This is a genomic window from Nocardia spumae (genome assembly GCF_020733635.1).
Lineage (GTDB): Bacteria > Actinomycetota > Actinomycetes > Mycobacteriales > Mycobacteriaceae > Nocardia > Nocardia spumae.
In genome coordinates, this window is record NZ_JAJFZL010000001.1 from 5,582,600 (window position 1) to 5,599,208 (window position 16,609).

Here is a 16,609-nt window from a genome sequence, read left to right on the forward strand (position 1 = left end):
GTCCGGGCAGCCGGCCGGATACCCGGACCATCACCGCTATCCGCCGGCCTTGTTGTAGTCGTCGATGGCCTTCTGCAGACCCTCGAGCGACTTGCCCAGCTGGCCGAGATCGCCGGACTTCTGCGCGTCCTCGACACTCTTCAACGCATCGTTGAGCTCCTTGACCGCCGCGTCCTTACCGGCCGAACCGGTTGCCGGGGGCGGGGTCGACGGCGGTGCGGTGCCCGTATTCGACGGCGGTGGCGATGTACTGCTCTGCTGGCCGGGTGGGTTGATCGCCGCCTGGCCCGGCTGCTGTGTCGTCGCCGCGCCCAATCCGTCCTGCACATCGTTGAGCGCGTCACCCAGCGTGGATTGATAGCCGACCTTGTCGCCGTAGGACGCGAGCACCTTCACCAATTGCGGGAACGATGCCGTGGTCGGACCGCTGTTGCGTTCCAGATACCAGGGTTCGACATACAGGATCCCGCCTTCACCTATCGGCAGGGTCAGCAGATTTCCGTATTTGATCTTGTTGGTATTCCCACCTGTCAGCAATGTCCGGTCATTGGAGACTCGGGCATCGGTGGTCATCGACGTCTGGACCTGTTGCGGACCCGGTGTCTGCGAATCCGTCGGCAACTTCAGCACCGTGAACTTGCCGTAGTTCTCCGGATCGGCGGCCACCTGGATGTATGCGGCCAGGAACTGCCGCTTGAAGCCGACCATCGCACTGGTCAGATTGAATTGCGGCTTACCGGTTTTCGGATCACCGATCAGCACGTAGTACGGCGGCTGATGCGCGTTGGTCGGGGTGTCCGACGTCGGATCGTTGGGCACCGACCAGAACGCGTTGTTGGTGAAGAACTCCCGCGGATCGTTGACGTGGTACCGCGCCAGCATCTCGCGCTGCACCTTGAACAGGTCCTCCGGATACCGGAAGTGTGCCCGCAACTCCGGTGAGATCTCGCTCTGCGGTTTCACCGAATTCGGGAACACCCCGCGCCAGGCGTTGAGCACCGGATCGGTCGGATCCACGTCGTAGAGGTTGACCGTGCCGTCGTAGGCGTCGACGGTCGCCTTCACCGAATTGCGGATGTAGCTGACTTCCTTGCGGGGCAGCGTACGACCGGTGTTCTGGTCGATGCTGTCCTCGACCACGCCCTCCAGCGAGGTGCGCTGCGCGTAGGGGAAGTTGTCCAGCGTGGTGTAGGCGTCGACGATCCACTGGATGCGGCCGTTGACCACTGCCGGATACACGTCGCCGTCGGTGGTCAGCCACGGCGCCACCTGCTGCACACGGCTGCGGGGATCGCGGTTGTAGATGATCTTGGAGTCCGAGCCGATAGCGCCGGAGAACAGGATGTTGCGCTCGGCGTACTTGGCGGCGAAGGCGAGCCGGTTGAACCAGTTGCCGATCGGGACACCACCCTGGCCGGTATAGGTGTACTGCTCGGTGCCGGTGTCGTATTCACGCGGCGGCTGGTTGTTACCGCCCACGATCGCGTAGTCGGCATCGGATTTGGAGATCATCTCGCCGTAGTAGATACGCGGCTGATCGACCGGGATGGCCTGCTTGTCCTTGGGCGTGAACAGATCGCTGACCGTCGACTTGTCGCCGACGTTGAACACCGGATATCCGTAACCGCCGCTGGAACTGCTCGTCCCTGCCCCGGTGGCGGCCTGCTGGGTCTCCTTCGGCGGCGCCACGTTCACGCGGTTGGCCGGCGAGGCGACGAAGCCGTCGCCGTGGGTGTAGACGGTGTGTTTGTTGATCCAGTCGGTCTGGTTACCGGACAGGTTCTGCGGCACCAGTTCTCGCGCGGCGACGATGTAGTCCTGCTTCTCGCCGTTGATGGTGTAGCGGTCGATGTCCAGAGGATCCGGGAAGCCGTAGAAGTTCTGCAGCTGCTGACGCTGGATGAACGTCTGGGTCAGCAGATTCGGATCGAGCAGGCGGATATTGCCGATGGTCTGCTGATCGGCCGGGATCGAACCCGGGTCCTTGGTCTGCGAACCCTTGTAGTCGACATAGGACACCTTGTCGTCGGTGAGCCCGTACGCCTGCCGGGTCGCGGCGATATTGCGCTGGATATAGGTCGCTTCCTTGGTCGCCGCGTTCGGGCGCACCTCGAACTGCTCGACCACCAGCGGCCACACCGCACCCACCAGAATCGACGACAGCAGCAGCAGCGCGGCCGCCATCGCCGGCACCCGCAGATCACGCAGCACCACACCGGCGAAGAAGGCGACGGCGCAGATGATCGCGATCGACATCAGGATCAGCTTGGCCGGCAGCACCGCGTTGATATCGGTGTAGGAGCCACCGGTGAAGGTGGGCTCCTTGCGAGTGCTCGACAGCAACGAGTACCGGTCGAACCAGTAGGCGATCGCCTTGAGCACCACGAAGGTACCCGCGATGACGGCCAGCTGGATGCGGGCCGGGCGGGTCAGGGTGCCCTCGCGCCCGGACAGCCGCAACCCGCCGAAGATGTAGTGGGTCACCAGGTTCGCGAAGAACGCGATCACCACCGCCACGAACAGCCAGTTCAGCAGCAGCTTGTAGAACGGCAGATCGAAGGCGTAGAAACCCACGTCGATGTGGAACTGCGGATCCTTGATCCCGAACGATCCACCGTGCAGGAACAGCTGCACCGTCACCCAGCTCGACTGCGCGACCAGACCCGACAGCAGACCGACCAGCACCGGAATCCCGATGCCGAACAATCGCAGCCGGCCCATCACCGTGGTGCGATACCGCGCGATCGGATCGCTGGGTCCCGAGACCGGAACGAAGACCGGCCGGGTGCGGTAGGCGGCGAGCAGTGCGAGCCAGATGACCAGGCCGACCACGACCGCCACCACCAGGAACAACAGCAGGCGGGTGACCAGCACCGTGGTGAACACTTGACGGAATCCGACCTCGCCGAACCACAGCCAATTGGTGTACGCGTCGGTCAACCGCGGGCCGACCAGCAGTAACGCCGCAATGACGAGCGCGGTGATCAGCAATATCCGGCTGCGTCGAGACAGCGAAGGTAAGCCTGTCGGGGGGCGCATGCCCACGATGCCACTCTCCCAGGTCCGGCGGCGTACCGAAGCGAATATCGACCGGTACGCCGCAGTCCGATGATGCGTATGGTCCCTGCGGACCGTCTCTCGCGCCCCACTCTACGTAAAACGGGTCGGATTGGATCGCGATGGTTCCGGTATGCCGCGCCCGGCGCACCGGCGCCGCGGTATCGCGGTGGCGACGTACAGTGTCGGCCGTGACCCTGGACAACCCCTCCTCCGCCCTCTATCGCTGTATCCGCGACGTGGCCGAGTACGCCGACTCCGAGGGCTGGGATCAGCCGCCGCAGTTGTTCGCGCTGGTGCCCACCGCCGATCTGGTGGCCGCCGAGCCGACCCTCGAGGAACAGCTCGACGACGGGGCGGCGTTGACTCCCATTGCCCAGGAGGCGCTTCCCGACGATCTGACCGGCGATTCGATGGCGCTCGACGAGTTCCTCGCCACCACGAGCTGGCCGCCCGCGGTCCACGGCGTGGTGCTGGTCCAGCAGATCGTGGTGCTGCCGCCCACCGCCGAGCAGACCCTCGACGAGGCGATCGCCCCGCTGCTGGCCGATCGCGATGCCGCCGACCAGGCCGGGCGCGACGCCGCGCAGACCCATCCCGAGCGGCGCGACGCGCGGCTGTATGCCGGTGTGCTGCGCGAGGGAGTCTCGTTGTGCCTGTTGCAGTTACGGCCCGAGGAGGACGACGCGTTCCCGGATCTGGATCTGCGCACCGCGCCCAACCTGGCCCCCAACCTGGTCGAGGCGCTGCGCCACACCCTCGAGAACGAGCCGGACTAGCCGCAGCTCGGTGCCGGCCGGCCGGCGTTGACGTCGTCGAGTGACTGGACAGCGCCGGCCAGGGTGTCGACCTTGACCAGCTTCAGCCCGTCCGGGGTGCGCTGGCGGGCCTCGTTGCAGTTGTCGGCGGGGACCAGGAAGGTCTCCGCACCGGCATCGCGGGCGGCGATCATCTTGTACTGGATGCCGCCGATCGGACCGACCTTGCCCTGGGGATCGATGGTGCCGGTGCCGGCGACGAAGCGCCCGCCGTTGAGTTCACCGGGGCTGAGCTTGTCGACCAGGGCCAGACTGAACATCAGACCGGCGGACGGGCCACCGATGTCGGCGAGGTTGAAGTCGACCTGCAGCGGCCCGGCCGGAACTTCCTCCGGGGTGATGCCGAGATAGCCCTTACTCGAATCATCCGGTCGCGCGGCGAGTTTCACCTCGACGGTCTGCTCCGCGCCCTCGCGGCGGATCACCAGCGCGACGGTGGTCCCCGGTGCGGCGCCCTGCACCGCCTCGACGACGTCCTTGGACGTGGTGATCGGCTTGCCGTTCACGCTCATCAGTTCGTCGCCCTTGCGCAGCGCCTCTTTGGCGGGACCGTTGTCGGCGACCGTGCGCACCTGCACCTTGGTCGGGTACTTCAGGAAGTTCAGCGCCGCGAGTTCGGCGTTGTCCTCGGACTCCTTGAAATCGGCCTGGTTCGACTCGTCGACCTTCTCGCGCGGCACGCCCGGCGGGTAGACCTCCGCCCGCGGCACCAGGCCGTAGCGGCCGTCCACCCACAGGCCCAGCGCCTCGAAGATATTCAGCCCGTCGCGAACGGACACGGTCGTCATGTTCAGATGTCCCGAGGTCGGATCCAGCTGTGCGCCCTGCACCGCGACGACCGCTTTTCCTTCGACCTCACCGAGGGTATTGAAGGTGGGACCAGGGCCGAGAGCGACGAACGGCACCGTCACCGCGCTGCCCACCACACCGAGGACGAGCACTGGCACCAAGGCCGCTATCAAGGTGATGATCCGACGATTCACCCGGCCCACAGTAGCGGCTCCGTGATCTCCATCCGCGTAGCCTTGGGGGCATGAGCGACGTGCCCTTCGGATTCTCGAACCGCGACGACGATCCCGACCGCGACAAGCGTGATGATCAGTCCGGTTCCGGAGCGAACAACCCCTTCGCCTTCGGCATGGGATCCGCGGGTGCGGGCGGATTCGATCCCAGCGCATTCGGACAGATGCTGACCTCGCTGGGTCAGATGTTCTCGACCATGGGCCAGCCCGGCACCCAGTCCAGCCCGGTCAACTACGACGTCGCCAAGCGATTGGCCCGCCAGCAGCTCGGTGCCACGGTCTCCCCGATCACCGACGGCGCCCAGCGCGCGGTCAGCGATGCCGCCCATCTCGCCGAGTTGTGGCTGGACGCGGCGACCACCCTGCCCGCGGGCGCGACCAAGACGGTGGCGTGGACACCCAACGACTGGATCGAGCAGACCCTGCCGACCTGGAAGCGGCTCTGTGATCCGGTGGCCGAGCAGGTCTCGGGGATGTGGAGTTCGACGCTGCCGGAGGAGGCCAAGCAGTTCGCGGGCCCGATGCTCGGCATGTTGGGCCAGATGGGCGGATTGGCATTCGGTTCGCAGCTGGGCCAGGCTCTGGGGCAGCTCGCGCAGGAGGTGCTGACCTCCACCGATATCGGCCTGCCGCTGGGGCCGGCCGGCACCGCGGCGCTGCTGCCCAGCGCGATCAGCGAGTTCAGCAAGGGACTCGAGCTCCCCGAGAGCGAGATCATGGTCTATCTGGCCGCCCGCGAGGCCGCCCATCAGCGGTTGTTCGGGCATGTGCCGTGGCTGCGCCAGCAGGTGCTGGGCGCGGTCGAGGATTACGCCCGGGGCATCCGGATGGACTTCTCGGCGATCGAGGAGGCGGCGCAGAACATCGACCCGATGTCGCTGACCGATCCGTCGAAACTCGAGGAGTTGCTGTCCCAGGGCACCTTCGAACCGCAGACCACCCCCGAACAGAAGGCCGCACTGGAACGGCTCGAGACCCTGCTCGCGCTCATCGAGGGCTGGGTGCAGGTCGTCGTGGCCGATGCGGTGGGCGACCGACTGCCCGGCGCGGGCGCGCTCGCGGAGACGCTGCGGCGCCGGCGCGCCACCGGCGGACCCGCCGAGCAGACCTTCGCCACGCTCGTCGGCCTGGAACTGCGCCCGCGCAAACTGCGTGAGGCGGCCACGCTGTGGCAGCGGCTGACCACCGGGGCCGGGATGTCGGCACGCGACGCGGTGTGGGCACATCCCGATCTGCTGCCCGGTTCCGACGACCTCGACAACCCGGGCCGGTTCATCGACGGCGTGATCGGCGGGGGTGCGAACGTATTCGACGATCCGCTGGCACAGCTGGCCGAGACCGAGGCACGCGAGCGTCGCGAAGGCGCCGCCGCGCAGCAGGAGCGGCCGGGCGGCGGGGCCGGGGATTCAGCGGGCACGGACACCGATGCCGCCACCGCCCCCGAGGATTCCGATACCGACGAACCGGGCGAGAGCGGCAAGTAGCGGCGGCACGCCCGGGTAGCGGGCGGAGTCAGCCCAGCCGTGCCTCCGCGGTCGCGTAGCCGAACAGCTTGCGGCCCTTGGACAGCGCGTCCACGACCACGGTCACCATCCGCCGGCGTGAGCTCAGCCACCCGACCTGGCCGCCGAATCGGATCGGCGCCGGGGCATCGGGGCCGACCGGAAGGTAGTGCATCCTCGGCGCGTACTGCACCCGCAGCTTGGTCAGCGCGGTCGGATCGCCGAGCCAGCGGCCGAGATATCCGGAGATCAGGCCGAACGTGAGCATTCCCGGGACCGCCGTCGCATGTCCGGGCGCGCCCGCGCTCGAATCGACGGCACCGGCGTGGCGCATGACATCGGCGGCCGCGATCGTGACGGTGGCGTCCGGCAGGTCGGCGCCGACGGCGAGCGGCCCGAGGTCGACGATCGGTCGCGGCAGGGCCGAGGTGATCCGATCGCGCCGGTCGGTGCGCAGCCGGCGCCGGACCGGCACGCGCTCGAGATCCTGCGGTTGCCGGGGCAGGCCCGGTTGCCCGCAGCCGACCGGCCGGGTGTGCACGAGCAGCGTCGAGGATCCGGTGGTGGTCACCTGGCCGTCGTGATCACGCAGCACGGTGGTCACCGAGACGACGTCGTAATCGCGGTAGTGACGGAAGGATTCGAAGTCGACTTCACATCCGATCCGGTCACCGGCCAGCAGCGGCCGCGCGATCTCGAGGGTGCGGTCGGCGTGCACGACCCGGCCGCTGTGAAAGCCCGGGACCAGTGCGTCGAGGATCCGCTCCTCGGCCCGCATCCAGATCGTCGTGGCGAAGGTCGGCGGCGCCACCAGTGCCGCGAAACCGCGTGCGGCCGCGGCGCGTTCATCACAGTGGATGGGGTCGTCGGCGCCGACCGCCCGGGCGTAGTCGCGCATCACGTCCGCGACGATCGCGTATTCACTGCGGGAACGAAACCGATGTTCGCCGTGCAGGGGCGCCACCGGCACCTCGGGCGACGCACTGACCATATTGCTCCTTCGAACGACACGAATCGCCACGATTGTCGGCCGAAGGGCATCGGCCGTTAGCACTCCCGGCTCCGGTCTGGAGAATTCACGGCGAGTCGGCGGGGGATTTTGTGAAACCGCGCGCACACCGCGGCCGCCGCGGCGGCGAGCCGCCGCCCCTGTGGAGAACGCCGAACCTGTGGATAACCAGCGGTTCTACGAGCGGAGCACACCCGGCCGCCGGTCATACTCGGCCCATGACGCTGTCGCACGCACGGGGACCGATGCTCCATCCGCGGGTTGCCGTACTGCGCCGCCCCTCGGGCGTGGTGCAGTTGGGGTGGGATCCGGAACACGCGGTGGTCCTGCAACCACCCGGAGTTCCCGCCGACGCGGTACTGACCTTCGTCCGGTTGCTCGACGGATTACACAGCCATCCCCAGATCCTGTGGGAGGCGGGCAGATCGGGTATCGGCGGCGCCGCGGCGCTGGGCCTGTTACGCGATATCGATGCCGCCGGGCTGCTGGTGTGGCCGCGGCCCGGGCGTACCCGCGTGCGCGCCGTGCACGTGCACGGCCGGGGGCCACTGGCGGACGCGTTGAGCGCGGAGATCCGCCGGCTGGGTATCACTCCCACCCGTTCGCACGAATACCGTTGCGCCGATACCGATCCCCTGCGGTCGACCGATCCCCTGCGGTCGACCGATCTGGTGCTGCTCACCGACGCGCTCGTACCGGCTCCGGAACTGGTCAGCGCGTTACTGATCCACCGGATCCCGCATCTGCAGGTGCGGATCCGCGACGGCCACGGTGTCATCGGCCCGCTGGTGCTGCCCGGCGGTACCAGCTGTCTGCGCTGCGCGGATCTGACTCGCGCCGACTTCGACGCCGAATGGCCCCATGTGGCGGCCCAGCTGCTGGGCCGTACCGGCTATGCCTCTCCGGCGACCATTGCCGCCACCGCCGCACTGGCCCTGCGCGAGGTCGAATCGATCGTGGGCGGCAGCACCGATGATCCTCCCCGCACTCTGGACACCACCCTGGAGCTGGATCCGGCGACCCGTCGCATCGGCACCCGCACCTGGGCGCCGCATGCCTCCTGCGCCTGCCGCCGGATCGCCGCGCCGGTGCCGCCCGACTCCCGGGCCGGCGCGGGGGTGGCGACGGGTGGACCGTCGTACTCATCCGCACCGAACCGGCGGCCACGGCATCGACCACCTCAACAATCGACAGACAAAACCTAGTTGACAGCTACTGTCATACAGCTAGATACTTTCAGTGTCGGATCCTCGGGGGATCAACGGCGTGACAGTGGAGGTTCGGGATGTCCTTGCGTGAGCGGCAACGGCGGCAGATTCGGCAAGAAATCCAGCGGGCGGCATTCGCCCTGTTCGTGCGATCGGGATTCGACGAGGTGACCACCGACCAGATCGCGGCGGCGGCGGGCGTCTCACCGAGCACGTACTTCCGGCATGTGCGCAGCAAGGAGGATCTGCTACTGGATCCGGTCCGCGAGGGCGGCGCCGGAATCGCCGCACTCCTGGAAGCCCGCCCCGGCACCGAGCCCGCCGACGTCGCTCTGGCGGCCGCGATCCTCAGCCGCTCGGCCGCACTGGGATCGGAGGAACTCGAGCAGTGGCGCGCGGCCTTCGCGACCGCCCCGCACCTGCTCGATCGGGTCGCCCTGATTCCTCCGGATCATCGAGTGCGACTGGTGGAACTGGCCGCTGATCGGATGGGGACCGATCCCGGATCCGACAGCGGCCCGGGGCTGCTGGTGCATCTGATGCTCGCGGCGGCCGAGTTCGGCTATCTGCAATGGCTACGCAATACCGACAACCCGGCGGCCTCCCTGCCGGTGTGCGTCGAAGCCGCGCTCGACGCGGTACTCGGCGACCGCTGGCGTACCGCGCGATGAGGTCCGCGACCATTTCGACCGAACAGGAACAACTCTCATGACGAGCAACAGCGCAAGCGACGCGTTCGATGTGGTCGATGTGGTCGTCGTCGGCTCCGGCGCGGCCGGGATGACCGCCGCGATCACCGCCGCCCGCCACGGCCTCTCGGCGGTCGTGGTGGAGAAGGCCGGTCGATGGGGTGGCTCGACGGCCCGCTCCGGCGGCGGGGTGTGGATCCCGGGCAACTCGGTACTGCGCCGTGAAGCGCCGGACGACGACATCGCCTCCGCCCGCGCATATCTCACCAGCATCATCGGACCGGCCGTCGCCGCCGAGAGGATCGACACCTACATCGACCGCGGCCCCGAGGCTTTCGAGTTCCTGGCCGCGCACACACCACTGCGGATGAGCTGGGTTCCCGGCTACAGCGATTACTACCCGGAGGCACCGGGCGGACGAGCCCACGGCCGCTCGGTCGAGCCGAAACCCTACGACGCCACGGCACTCGGTGCGGAATTGGCGACGCTGGAGCCCGACTATTCGAAGGCGCCGCGCAACTTCGTGCTCACCCAGGCCGACTTCCGCCAGATCCACCTGGGCCTGCGGAACCCGCGAACCCCGCTGCGCGCCATGCGGATCGGCGCGCGCTGGCTGACCGCCACTATCCGGGGCCGCCATCTGCTGGCGCGCGGGCAGGCACTGAGCGCGATGCTGCGCCACGGCATGCTCTCCGCCGGGGTACCGCTGCTGCTGGACACCGCACTGGTCGAACTGTGCACCGCGAACGGCCGGGTCACCGGAGTCGTCGTGCGGCACGACGGCCGGGAGCGGACCATCACCGCCCGGCGCGGCGTCGTCATCGCATCCGGTGGATTCGAGCACAACGAGACGATGCGCAAGCAGTATCAGCGCCAGCCGATCGGCACCGAGTGGACCGTCGGCGCCGCCGACAACACCGGTGACGGCATCCGGGCGGGTGAGAACATCGGCGCGGCAACGGCCTTCATGGCCGACGCGTGGTGGGGCCCGTCGATCCCGCTGCCCCGCACCCCGTGGTTCTGCCTGGCCGAACGCAATCTGCCCGGCAGCTTGATCGTCAACGCGGACGGGACGCGATTCATGAACGAATCACTGCCGTACGTCGAAGCCACCCACCGCATGTACGGCGGGGACAACGGGCAGGGCGAGGGCCCCGGAGTGAATCTCCCAGCGTGGTTGATCTTCGATCAGCGGTATCGCAACCGCTATCTGTTCGCGGGTCTGCCGCCGCGGCAACCGTTACCGCGGCGGTGGTTCGACAGTGGCGCGCTGACCCGGGCGGCGTCGATCGGCGAGCTCGCCGAGGCCATCGGCGTTCCGGCCGACCAGCTCACCGGAACCGTCGACCGCTTCAACTCCTTCGCGCACAACGGCGTCGACGAGGACTTCGGTCGTGGCGAGAGTGCCTACGACCGCTATTACGGCGATCCACGCCAGCGGCCGAATCCCAATCTCGGCGCACTGGTCGAGGCCCCGTTCTACGCCGCCCGGCTGGTCCCCGGCGACCTGGGCACCAAGGGCGGTCTGGTCACCGATAGTGACGGCCGGGTCCAACGTGGTGACGGCACCGTCATCGAGGGTCTCTACGCCGCCGGCAATGCCGGCGCCCCGGTCATGGGCCACACCTACGCCGGACCGGGCGCCACCATCGGCCCCGCCATCGTGTTCGGATATCTCGCGGCCCTGCATGCCGCCGCCGGTGGCTAACCGTCGAACGCCCACACGGCGGCGGGACGGCCGGTGGCCTTCACCCGCGCGCGTTCGCCGGTGCGGGTCAGGCCCGGGATGGCGGCGAGGGTGCGGTTGAGATTGCCGGGATCGGGGCGGGTTCCGGTCAGGGCCGTGCTCAGCGCTACCGCGCGGGTGGCGGGAAAATGTTCGCCGATCAGGGCCCGGGTGAAGGTCAGGTCCTTCCAGAGCAGGTCGGCCAGCCGAGTCCGGGCGACCCCGACGATCATATTGTGATCGAAGGCCAGGGGCGGGACCTCATCGAAGGTGACCCATTCGGTGCCCGGATCGGTTGCCCGGCCGGATAATTCGCCCGCACCGGCCGCTTCGCTCGCGGCCGGATCGCCCAGTACCGCCCACATCGCGATCGACAGTGTCGGGCCGCGCGGATCGCGATGCGGCTCATCGAAGGTCACCAGCTGGCCCACCGCCGGGATGCGCTCGTGCGCGACCCCCAGCTTGTCGTGCACGGCCCGCCTGGCCGCCTCGGCGAGGCGCTCGCCGCGACCGAGGAGCACACCGGGCAGGGCGAGCGCCCCGGCGAACGGATCCCATCGCCGGGGCGCCACTCCGAAGGTGACGGTCGGGTCGTCGACGCCGAATCGGAGTGCGACGACATCGAGCGATACGGCCGATTGCTGCTCCACGGCGAACCATCATGCCGCAGCCGGGACCCGGACCAGCCGATCGGCACGGTCGGGTCCGTGGCCGGTCAGCACCACCGGTGCGGACAACCGCTGTTCCAGGAAATCCGGCACATCCGCGGGCATGGGCACCAGATCGGGTGTGCTGTGCGCGACCAGGCCGGTGAGTCGGCGCTGATATTCCAGATCTCGCCAAGGTCCGCAATCCAGCCGGCGCAGGTACCCGTCCGCGGTGAAGTAGCCGGCGGCGGTCCGGATATCGCCGCGTCCGGCGATGATGTCGAGATGGTTGACGGCCAGTGCGTCCACTCCGGCGCAGGCGTCCACCGCATAGCGCAGCAGTATCGGATCGAGATGCCCCACCCGGAAGGCGCCCTGATATCGCCCGGTCGCGTTGTCCGGTTCCGGCATCGACAGCGTCACCTCCTCGGTCGGGAAGGGGCCCGCACCGTGCCGAGTCTGGTAGGCGCGCGTCACCCCCAGTACCGCACCGGATTCGCCGATCCCGGCCAGCAGGGCACGGGCCCGGCGCGGCTCCACCGTCGACCAGGTGGTGTACGGGTGCAGGCCTCGCCACTCGTCGAGCAGTACGCCCTGCGCACCTTCGAAGACCAGCCGGCCAGCCGCCGCGAACGCGGCGAGCCGGTCACCCGGAACCACCGCCACCACCCGCGCGAATTCGGTGTAGGCGGCGACGAGATCGTCGACCGGATCGTAGCGATGGCGGCCGGTGGCCAGCAGTGGCGCGTAGTGCTGCTCGAGTGCGATGAGCTTGCGGCGCAGTACATCCGGACGTCGGCAGTCCCGGATCCGCGGTGCGTCGTGGTCGAGGGCATAGCTCGCGGTCTCCCCGATGCCCATTCCGCACGAACCGTGCCGGGCGGCACCCCGCGCATCCTCCCGGCAACGGTTGGCGGCCCCGTGGATCGGGGTGGTGAGCAAGGCCCGCTCGTCCACGAACAGCAGCTCCAGTGGATCGCGCACACCGAGCGCGGTCAGCGCCCGGGCCTCGGCGGCGAGGGCGATCGGATCCACCAGCACATGCCGCGCCAGCAGCGTCGGCACCCCGGACAGCGTGCCGGACCCGAACTGCCGGAAGGTGTGCCGCCGCGGACCCGAGACCACGGTGTGCGCGGCCTGCGCACCCCCGTTGAAACGCACCACCGCCGACACGTCCAGCCCGGCCCGCGGCGAGCACAGCCAGTCCACGGTGGCACCCTTACCTGCGTCGCCGAATCCCAGATCGACCACGATCACGTGACGGTCGCCGAACATCGCATCGCTCCTTCGCTATCCGAACCGGACCTCGTCGTCACCGGCGGATGCGGCCGGCAGGGCGCCCGCGCCATGACCGCGACCGCGCCCCTCGATCGAGGCCAGTGCCCGGCCGACCGCGTCGGCGGCATCGGAACCGATATCGCGCAGGTCGGCGAGACCGACGCCCAGATCGACGCGGTCCTCACCGATGCCGATGGTCAGCGCGATGAGTTCGCAGACCGCGGCCGGATCCTCCAGGCGCAGCACCCTTTCCCCCAGCACTCCCCGCCAGTGCTCGGTGATATCCGGGTCGTTGTAGTAGTGCGATCGGTTGGGCAGGATGTAGTACACCTGCCATCGGTCGCTCAGCTCCCGGTAGATCGAGGACACCGAGACATCCTGTGTGACCTCGTCTCCGATGACCCGGCGGATGTGCGCGGCCGCGAGCCGCGACTTGTTCAGCTCGTCACCGACGATGAACAGGTACCCCTTGCGTCCTCGCTTGTCCCAGGCATCGGTGGCGGTGTGCCGGGCCATGAAATACGCTGCCAGCTCGTAGCTTTCGGACTTCTGTCCGCCACCGCCACCCTCGAGCAGGATGAGGCGCAGCTGCTCGTCCATGCGATTGTCCGATTCGAACTGCCCGACCTGCAGCGGCACCCGATCGCAATCGGCGTCGCCGATTCCGCCGAACAGGATCTGCGGATCCTCGGCGTAGCCCTTGCGCTGCAACAGGCCGTGCAGGGTCGCCAGCTTCTCCTGCATGACGCGCGGCACCACGCCCATCGATCCGGTGACATCGAAGAGCACCGCGATCGGCAGGGACGCCCCGTGCTCCGCGGAATCTCTCGATTCGCGCGCGCCCACCCCGAACGGATCGAGCTGCGGATGGGCAACCCAGGCGGACAACGGTTGTGCTCGCATATCGGCGGTGTAGCCGAAATCGTCGAGTCCGCGGGCGGCGCGGAAGGTGCGGGCGGCGTCGTAGGCGCTGTCGTCCCACTGTCCGTAACCCATGGTGATCACTGCCCTTTCGGTAGTTCCAACGGCCGGAAACGGCGGCGGCCGCACAGTCGATCGAGAAGGTCGTCGAATTCGCCGAGCAGGGTGTGCGCGTCGGGCCGCAGTCGCGGGGCCGGCTGCAGACATCCCCGGGCGAAGGCACGCATCGGCGCGGGCGTGCGCTCGCCGAGCATGGTGAGCAGGAGCCTGTGGGCCTGATACACATCGGTGCGCGGGTCCACCGCCTCGCCGATCTCGGGCGGGTAGTCGATCGTGGCGAGCGTGGCGGCCGCGGGGCGTCCCGGCCGGGTCGCGAACGACCAGCCCACCAGCACCACACCGTGCAGACGCGGATGGATCAGCACGTTGTCGGGGTGCAGCGCGGTGTGGACCCACTGCGCGGTCGCGGCACCGGCCAGACAGCGCAGCAGCCGCCGATGTATCCACGCGTAGTCGCGCGGATCGAGCCCTCGCGGGTAGGCGGCGCGGACCCGTGCCAGCGTCACGAACTCCTCGGTCAGCGCGCCGAGGACATTCACCGCGCGTACCTCACCGTTCGCGGTGCCGGCGTGGTCGACGGTGTCGACCGGTCGCGGGAAGTACGGCGCGAGCCATCGATGATCCGCGCTCAGCGCGGCGAGATCGGCCAGCGCATTCCGCTCGTTCGCCAGTAGCGGGTTCGCGGCGGGCCGGCGCGCGATCTTCACGATCACATCGGGTGCGGCGCGATACAGATCGGCCACCGACCCGCGCGCGTGCATCGCCGCGAGGCGGTAGCTTCCGTGCCCACCGATCACCTCGACCGTGTCGGCGCCGATGGCCAGCCAGTCGCGATACAGCTCACCCAGGCGCAGGAACGCGGCAGTGGCCTCGGCGGTGGATGCCCGGTCCGGATGGAGTGCGGCGGCCAGCCGCAGATAGGTCCGATGCGCGTGCCGGCGGGCGATGGAACCGGCGACCCCGGCCTCGAACAGCTCCTCCGGACGCCCCACCTCCCGGAGGGCCGCTATCGCGTCTCGCGTCGTCGTCATTGTTTTAGTCTAACTGACTAAAACCATCGGGGCCAGAGCTTCGACCAAATTTTTGTTAGTACGACTAAAACATCGCCGACCTCCTCGAAGATCGTCGGCGAACCACGCTCACCCGGCACGTTTCCCACCCGGACCGGCCATACTGTGACCGATGACACGTCCCGTTGCAGGGGGAGAGATCACCCGATTCACATGGCACGCGGCACGGTGGGTCAGCCATGATGGGTATGTGTCTGAGATTGTGCGCCGTAGCTCATCCCGAAACGCCAAGCTGGCCAAAATTCCGCTCGGTATCGCGGGACGGGCCGCCGTGGGGTTCGGTCGCAAGCTCGCCGGCGGCGACAAGGGCGAGATCAACGCCGAGCTGAATCAGCGGGCAGCCGAGCAGATCTTCTCCGTCCTCGGTGAACTCAAGGGCGGCGCAATGAAATTCGGGCAGGCGCTGTCGGTGATGGAGGCCGCGGTACCCGAGGAGTTCGGCGAGCACTACCGCGAGGCGCTGACCAAACTACAGGCCGCCGCTCCACCGCTACCGGCCCCCGCCGTGCACCGGGTCCTCGACCAGCAGCTGGGCACGGCCTGGCGCAAGCGCTTCCGTTCCTTCGACGACGAGCCCACCGCCTCGGCCAGCATCGGGCAGGTGCACAAGGCCGAATGGTCCGACGGCCGCGCGGTCGCGGTGAAGGTGCAGTATCCCGGCGCCGACGAGGCCCTGCGGGCGGACCTGAAGACCCTCAACCGGATGGCCGGCATGATCGGCGCGGTCGTGCCGGGCGCGGACGTCAAACCCATCCTCGCCGAGATCACCGAGCGCACCGAAGAAGAGCTCGACTACCGCACCGAGGCCGCCAATCAACGCCGGTTCGCCAAGGCCTTCGACGGCCATCCGCGTTTCCTGGTGCCGAAGGTGGTCGCCGGTGCGCCGAAGGTGATCGTCACCGAGTGGCTCGACGGCACCGCGGTCTCGGGCATCATCAGGCGCGGACAAGACGATCCGGCCGGCACCGTCGACCTGCGCAATCACGTGGCGACGCTGATGGGGGAATTCCACTTCTCCTCCCCCGCCCTGGCCGGGCTGCTGCACGCGGACCCGCATCCGGGCAATTTCATGATGCTCGAGGACGGTCGCCTGGCGGTTCTGGACTTCGGCGCCTGCGCCCCCCTGCCGGACGGATTCCCTCCGGTGCTGGGTCAGATGGTCGCCCTGGCGGTCGAGGATCGCTTCGAGGAACTGACCGAGCTGATGTACACCAACGGCTGGGTCATTCCGGGCCGCAGGGTCACCCATGCCGAAATCGCGGACTATCTGCGCCCCTTCACCGACCCTATCCGAGAGGACTCGTTCCACTTCACCCGCAAGTGGATGCAGCGGGTGGCGGGGCGGGCCACCGATGTGAGCCGCCCGGAGATGAAAACCGGTATGTCACTGCAACTTCCGGCCGAGCACATCATGGTGTTCCGGGTGCTGATGGGTTCGATCGGCATCTGCGCACAACTCGACGCCGAAGTGCCGTTCATGAAACTGATGCACGACTGGGTGCCGGGTTACGCCGAATACCGCAGCGCCAGTTGATTATCGAGCGGTGAGCGCGCTCACCGCGAATACGGGTCGAGCCCCGCACCAGTCATCGGATGCGGGGC

At 68.3% G+C, this 16,609-nt stretch carries 13 protein-coding genes; 6 read left to right on the forward strand and 7 right to left on the reverse strand.

Going from position 1 to position 16,609, the window contains the following annotated elements; genetic code table 11:
* Positions 1 to 36 precede the first annotated feature (36 nt).
* Positions 37 to 3,045, reverse strand: coding sequence for a UPF0182 family protein (locus tag LKD76_RS24755; protein ID WP_227983820.1), 3,009 nt, complete (start codon positions 3,043 to 3,045; stop codon positions 37 to 39).
* 194 nt (positions 3,046 to 3,239) lie between these two features.
* Between LKD76_RS24755 and LKD76_RS24760 the strand changes: the two genes are divergently transcribed.
* Complete coding sequence (locus tag LKD76_RS24760) at positions 3,240 to 3,836, forward strand: PPA1309 family protein (RefSeq protein ID WP_227983821.1); 597 nt, start codon at positions 3,240 to 3,242, stop codon at positions 3,834 to 3,836.
* Here LKD76_RS24760 and LKD76_RS24765 read toward each other — a convergent pair.
* Complete coding sequence (locus LKD76_RS24765; protein WP_227983822.1) at positions 3,833 to 4,858, reverse strand: YlbL family protein; 1,026 nt, start codon at positions 4,856 to 4,858, stop codon at positions 3,833 to 3,835. The two genes, LKD76_RS24760 and LKD76_RS24765, sit on opposite strands and share 4 nt — an antisense overlap.
* A gap of 50 nt (positions 4,859 to 4,908) precedes the next feature.
* Between LKD76_RS24765 and LKD76_RS24770 the strand changes: the two genes are divergently transcribed.
* Positions 4,909 to 6,381 carry a zinc-dependent metalloprotease gene (locus LKD76_RS24770; RefSeq protein ID WP_227983823.1) on the forward strand — a complete coding sequence of 491 codons (1,473 nt, stop codon included), beginning with the start codon at positions 4,909 to 4,911 and terminating at the stop codon, positions 6,379 to 6,381.
* A 28-nt stretch (positions 6,382 to 6,409) separates the two neighbouring features.
* On the opposite strand, the gene LKD76_RS24775 is transcribed toward LKD76_RS24770, so the two are convergent.
* On the reverse strand, positions 6,410 to 7,390 hold the full coding sequence (locus LKD76_RS24775) for an FAS1-like dehydratase domain-containing protein (RefSeq protein ID WP_227983828.1): 981 nt from the start codon (positions 7,388 to 7,390) through the stop codon (positions 6,410 to 6,412).
* 236 nt (positions 7,391 to 7,626) lie between these two features.
* On the opposite strand from LKD76_RS24775, the gene LKD76_RS24780 reads away from it, so the two are divergent.
* The 3 genes from LKD76_RS24780 to kstD all read left to right on the forward strand — a co-directional run bounded on the left by LKD76_RS24780 (position 7,627) and on the right by kstD (position 11,013).
* Positions 7,627 to 8,613 (forward strand): TOMM precursor leader peptide-binding protein, encoded by a 987-nt coding sequence (locus LKD76_RS24780; protein WP_227983829.1) that lies wholly within the window; start codon positions 7,627 to 7,629, stop codon positions 8,611 to 8,613.
* Between the two features lie 80 nt (positions 8,614 to 8,693).
* Positions 8,694 to 9,287 (forward strand): TetR/AcrR family transcriptional regulator, encoded by a 594-nt coding sequence (locus LKD76_RS24785; RefSeq protein WP_227983830.1) that lies wholly within the window; start codon positions 8,694 to 8,696, stop codon positions 9,285 to 9,287.
* Between the two features lie 37 nt (positions 9,288 to 9,324).
* Positions 9,325 to 11,013 carry a 3-oxosteroid 1-dehydrogenase gene (gene kstD / locus LKD76_RS24790; RefSeq protein ID WP_227983831.1) on the forward strand — a complete coding sequence of 563 codons (1,689 nt, stop codon included), beginning with the start codon at positions 9,325 to 9,327 and terminating at the stop codon, positions 11,011 to 11,013.
* Here kstD and LKD76_RS24795 read toward each other — a convergent pair.
* Genes LKD76_RS24795 through LKD76_RS24810 form a run of 4 tightly spaced genes read right to left on the reverse strand, consistent with a single transcriptional unit; the run spans position 11,010 to position 14,968 of the window.
* Complete coding sequence (locus tag LKD76_RS24795; protein ID WP_227983832.1) at positions 11,010 to 11,681, reverse strand: NUDIX domain-containing protein; 672 nt, start codon at positions 11,679 to 11,681, stop codon at positions 11,010 to 11,012. The two genes, kstD and LKD76_RS24795, sit on opposite strands and share 4 nt — an antisense overlap.
* A gap of 9 nt (positions 11,682 to 11,690) precedes the next feature.
* Positions 11,691 to 12,953 (reverse strand): adenylosuccinate synthetase, encoded by a 1,263-nt coding sequence (locus LKD76_RS24800; protein ID WP_227983833.1) that lies wholly within the window; start codon positions 12,951 to 12,953, stop codon positions 11,691 to 11,693.
* 15 nt (positions 12,954 to 12,968) lie between these two features.
* On the reverse strand, positions 12,969 to 13,952 hold the full coding sequence (locus tag LKD76_RS24805; protein WP_227985383.1) for a hypothetical protein: 984 nt from the start codon (positions 13,950 to 13,952) through the stop codon (positions 12,969 to 12,971).
* Positions 13,953 to 13,957: 5 nt separating this feature from the next.
* Positions 13,958 to 14,968 carry a hypothetical protein gene (locus LKD76_RS24810; protein ID WP_227983834.1) on the reverse strand — a complete coding sequence of 337 codons (1,011 nt, stop codon included), beginning with the start codon at positions 14,966 to 14,968 and terminating at the stop codon, positions 13,958 to 13,960.
* Positions 14,969 to 15,197: 229 nt separating this feature from the next.
* On the opposite strand from LKD76_RS24810, the gene LKD76_RS24815 reads away from it, so the two are divergent.
* Entirely contained in the window at positions 15,198 to 16,541 is a 1,344-nt protein-coding gene (locus LKD76_RS24815) for an ABC1 kinase family protein (protein ID WP_227983835.1), read from the forward strand.
* The last annotated feature ends 68 nt before the right edge of the window (positions 16,542 to 16,609 follow it).